This is a genomic window from uncultured Lentibacter sp. (genome assembly GCF_937123735.1).
GTDB lineage: Bacteria > Pseudomonadota > Alphaproteobacteria > Rhodobacterales > Rhodobacteraceae > Lentibacter.
In genome coordinates this window covers 1-4750 of record NZ_CAKZKL010000047.1, presented here as the reverse complement: position 1 = coordinate 4750, position 4750 = coordinate 1, and the positions used below count along the sequence as shown (strand labels likewise).

Annotated in this window: 5 protein-coding genes; all 5 read left to right on the top strand. The window is 57.5% G+C overall.

Annotated features, from left to right (window positions below):
• Positions 1-570, top strand: a 570-nt coding sequence (locus Q0478_RS13455; protein WP_298680114.1) for an extracellular solute-binding protein, incomplete at its 5' end; no start/stop codon positions are given.
• Positions 571-639: 69 nt separating this feature from the next.
• Positions 640-1743: an ABC transporter ATP-binding protein gene (locus Q0478_RS14435; RefSeq protein WP_366914920.1), complete on the top strand. Its 1104-nt coding sequence runs from the start codon at positions 640-642 to the stop codon at positions 1741-1743.
• A complete protein-coding gene (locus Q0478_RS13440) occupies positions 1740-3122 on the top strand; it encodes an ABC transporter permease (RefSeq protein WP_298680112.1) in 1383 nt (460 codons plus the stop codon). Before Q0478_RS14435 ends, Q0478_RS13440 begins: the two co-directional genes overlap by 4 nt.
• A gap of 9 nt (positions 3123-3131) precedes the next feature.
• Positions 3132-3959 carry an ABC transporter permease gene (locus Q0478_RS13435; RefSeq protein WP_298680110.1) on the top strand — a complete coding sequence of 276 codons (828 nt, stop codon included), beginning with the start codon at positions 3132-3134 and terminating at the stop codon, positions 3957-3959.
• Between the two features lie 9 nt (positions 3960-3968).
• Complete coding sequence (locus Q0478_RS13430; protein WP_298680108.1) at positions 3969-4655, top strand: hypothetical protein; 687 nt, start codon at positions 3969-3971, stop codon at positions 4653-4655.
• Positions 4656-4750 lie beyond the last annotated feature (95 nt).

Below are 4750 nucleotides of genomic sequence, written 5' to 3'. Positions count from 1 at the left end.
GGAACAGGGCTTTATCTGGATGCGACAGGTGAAGTGCCGTCAAACCGGATGCTTGATGTTTACAAATCCGAAGACGAGGCGCGCCGGGTGTTTGGCGCGATCACAGAGTGGATCATGGGCCGCAAAGACAACTTTGGCGCGTTCTGGAACAACGCAACCGAAGCCACAGCCGCCTTTACAGATGCTGGCTGCGTCATCGGGCAGACATGGGACACAACCGGTCTTTTGCTGAACCGCGACAATGCAGATTTTGTCTATCGCGCGCCAAAAGAAGGCATCATCACATGGCTCGACAGCTTCGGTATGCTCAAGCTTGCCGAGAACCCTGAGCAGGCGGTGGCCTTTATGAACTTCATGCTCAAGCCGGAAACGGGCGGCATGTTCGCCAACAACACCGGTTACAACTCGGCTGTTGTCGGGGCGGCAGACTTCGCCTCGGAAGAGTTCAAGGCGCAGTTTAATGAAGTCTACACGCCTGATGTTCTGGGCAACATGTGGTGGTGGCAGGCTGACACACCGTTCTTCGGCCCTGTGCGGGATCAGTTTGTCGAGATCATCACCAACGCCTGAGGCATTGGTTGACACATCAAAGGCAGCTCCGGCGGGTTCGGGGCTGCTTCTCTCTTTGGGCGGGATGACATGCACGGAAAATCTATCACTTTGGACAAATTGGGGGTTACTTACCCCAATGGCTTTACCGCTGTTCACCCGACCAGTTTGACGGTGCAGGCGGGGGAGTTCTTTTCCATCCTCGGACCTTCGGGCTGCGGCAAGACCACAATTTTGCGGGCTGTCTCGGGCTTTGTGACGCCGTCAACAGGACGCATTCTGATCGGTGATGTCGACCAGGGCAGAAAAGGGCCGAACGAACGTGAGACGGCCCTGATTTTCCAGAACCTCGCTTTGTTTCCCTTGATGTCAGTCTGGGAAAATGTGGCCTTCGGGCTTGAGGCGCGAGGTGTGTCAAAGCGGGACCGTCGCGCCAAAGCAGAGGAACTCCTGCACCTTGTGGCGCTCTCTGATCAGGCAGACAAAAAGCCCGGGGAATTGTCCGGGGGTCAGCGTCAGCGCGTGGCGATTGCGCGCGCTCTGGCTGTTGATCCATCTGTTTTGCTGCTGGATGAGCCGCTCTCGGCGCTTGACCTGAAGTTGCGCCAGCACATGCGCGCCGAGTTGCGGAATATCCAGAAGAAAACAGGCGTGACGTTTATCTACATCACGCATGATCAGGGTGAAGCGTTAACCATGTCTGACAGGGTTGCTGTGATGAATGAGGGCCGCATTGAGCAGGTCGGCACAGCTGATCAAGTCTATTCACAACCAATATCTGCGTTTTCTGCCTCGTTTGTGGGAGAGGCCAATCAGCTCGCAGGGCGGGTTGTAGACGTGTCTGGTGAAATGGCGCAGATCGAGACGCAACACGGGCGGTTTCTGGGCCTCAACCCCGCTTCCTTAGCTGTGGGCGCTGAGGCGATCATGTTTGTGCGCCCTGAGAATGTTGCGTTTGAGTGCGAGAGCAACACTCTGACCACGCGCTTGTTGCGGCGGGATCTGGAGGGCCCTTTTGTGAACCTCTTCCTTCAAACTGCGACGGGGGCGGATGTGTCTATGCATGTGCCGAACACCGGAGCATTGGGCGGGCTGTCCGAGGCGGAGGTGCGTGTCGGTTTTGATCCTGAAAAGGCGACGATTCTTCCGAGCGGACCCGTTGCCCGCACTGGACAGGACATCGCCGCGCAATGAGAGAGCTGGTTCGCAGTTTTGGCGCAGGGCTGACAACGGTGTTTTTTGCCGCCGTGCTCATCTGGGCGCTGATGTTGATCATCCTGCCCCAGCTGACGATGCTGGAAAAGGCGCTGACAAAGCCACTGCGCCAGTTGGACAGCTCTATCGCTGGCGGGCTGGAGCGGGATGCGGCAGACTGTGCGAATATTCTGGGCCAATATGCCGAGCCGGCAGAGCCTGCCACTTCGGCCGGAGGGCTTGCTGTTCCGTCAGCGTCGGGTATGGCCGTGCCGTCGATGTCGGGTATGGCTTCGCCCACATTGAACAGCGCCGCTCAGCGGCCTTATATCTTGCAGTGTGACCGCAGCACGACACGACGCCAGATGGTGCGTGACGCAGGCGAAGCCGCTTTTCTCGGTCAGGAATATGGTTTGCCTGCGTTGAGTGTTTCGGCAGAGGCCCCCCTTGAAAAACAGATCGCCACGGCGCGCGAAATCGAGGCCCTTGCGGCTGGCCTTTATGTGCGGTTGCTGGCGGCAGAGGCGTCTCAGTCCCAGCTCGGTCTGGATAACTTTGTAACCATTGGTAAGCCCGTTCTTATCCCGCGATCTGCTGAGGCACAGGCCATCAGCGATGCGGACCTGTCAAGCAAGGTGCTGACGCTGATCGGCCTGCGCTACACGCAAGATGGCGAGGCCTACCAGCGTATCGGGTTGGAAACGCTGACGCGCACGCTGTTCTTTGCCATTTGCGCCACCTTGCTGGCCCTCGTGGTGTGCTACCCGATTGCCTATAAGGTTGCTCTGGCCACTCCACCGGAAAAAGCGGTTTGGTTGATGCTGGGTCTTATCATCCCCTACGCCATTGTGGAGCTGATGCGCATTTATGCCTGGACCGCGATCATCGACACCCGTGGCCTGATCAACGCAGCGCTGCTCTGGGCGGGCGCGATCAGTGAACCGATACAGTTCAAGCGATCGGCTCTCACGGTCTTTGTTGTGATCGTTTACACCTATGTTCTGTTCATGGTCTTTCCGATCTACAACGTGATGAGCACGCTGGACCGCAACCAGATCGAGGCTGCGCGAGACCTTGGGGCTTCGGCGCGCAAGCTCCATTGGCGGATTGTCATCCCACATTCCAAACCAGGTATTGCCGTGGGGTGCATCGCAACCTTCATGCTGGCGGCTGGGGCGTTCTCTGTCCCGCGGATTATCAGCCGTGGGCTGCAGTCTGAGTGGTTCAGCCAGACGATCTACAACAAGTTTTTCGAGGTCAACAATTCCAATGTCGGCGCGGCCTATAGTCTTGCCTATACCGTCATCTGTTTTGTGATTGTCGGGCTGTTCATGTGGATTATGCGCACCCGTCTGAAAGATTTCGCTCGTGTTCAGTAAGGGAACCCTATGACTTCGCAACGGCTTCTCAATGCTTATACATGGACTTTTCTGGCGTTCATGTTTGCCCCTTTGCTCCTCATGGTGGTCACGTCGTTTAATGATGTGTCGCCTCCGTCCGTCACGGACTGGCGCGGGTTTACCGGCAAGTGGTACGCTTTCTTTTGGATGGCTGAGGCAGATATGCGCAATGATCCCGTGTTGCGCAGTCTTGATCGCGACAGGTTTATCGGATGCTTTGTAAACTCTCTGCAGGTCTCTGCTGTGGTTGTGCCATTGTCGCTGCTGCTCGGCTTGTCGGGCGCGGTTATGTTGACCCGCTGGCGCAGCCGCGCGAACGGGTTGTTGTGGTGGGTGCTGCTCTCGCCCATGTTGGCGCCGGGCATTATTCTGGGCCTCTCCGCACTTGTCTTCTGGGGGCGGCTTGGCGTTGGCGCGGGCTTGTTCACGATTATGATGGCACAGGTCACATTTGTGGCCGGGTATCCGTTGCTGATCTTGATGGCACGGTTGCAACGCCAACCGATCGAGCTTGAGGAGGCTGCGCTGGACCTTGGAGCTTCGCCTTTTCATGTGTTTCGCCGCATCACACTGCCATTTTTGTTGCCTGCGCTTTTGTCGGCGGCGGTGATCGCGCTGCTGTCTTCGATGGAAAACTATAACACCACGATGTTTGCCAAGGGCGGGGCTTGCACCTTTGCCACCGAGATTGGCGCGATGAGCCGCAACCCACACGGACATCCGCCGGTGATCAATGCTGTTGGAACGGTGATTATTGTGATCACGGTTGTGGCAGCACTGGCACATGCTGTTTTAACCCGCCGCGAGGCGCGCTAGATTGCCCGAATGAAAATCACAGCGCGTTGTCACCCCCTGCTTGAGCCGATATTGCCCAAGCCTATTGCCGCCTCAAAGCTGATGCCGGACTGGCTGGGCAAAATGCCTCAGGAGGTGCCTGCTCAGAGGTTGGGGGGTGCAGCCGTTCGCACGCTCAAGCACTGCCCGCCGGGCATTGATGCGATGCGCTTAGGTGTCTTGATCCTTTGCCCGGCGGATATCACGGTTCGCGGTGGCGATGTCTCTTGGGATTGGTCGCCGCCGATCCTGCCTGATGCGGATATCAGCCGGTCGCCTGTTGGATTGCATGTGCCCGAACAGGCAGAGGGCACGCCTTATGAGCAGCCTGAGCTTTTCTTGAAGTTCATGAACTTCTGGACATTGGAGGTGCCTGAGGGCTGGTCGCTCTTGTTTACTCATCCGCTGGGATACCCTGAACTGCCGTTCACCACCCTTGGGGGCGTTGTGGATTGCGACGCTTTCAGCGACGGCTATGTGCATTTTCCGGCGGTCTTAAAGCCCGGGTTTGAGGGTGTGATTCCCAAGGGGACACCCGTTGCGCAGGCCGTGCCTGTGCGCAAAGATCTGGAGCTTGACGTGGGCGTGATGACAGATGCTCAGATTGCAAGAAACCGCTCTGTTCAGCAAGACTTGTCGCGAGAGCCGGGCCACTACCGAAAGAAATTCCGTCGCTGACCGGCAGCTCGTGCTGTCAAATATGACGTCGGCTATCGAGGCTCAGGGTTTTACGGACAAAGGAAATGACCCCTTCGCGGTCCGGGTCAGCGTTT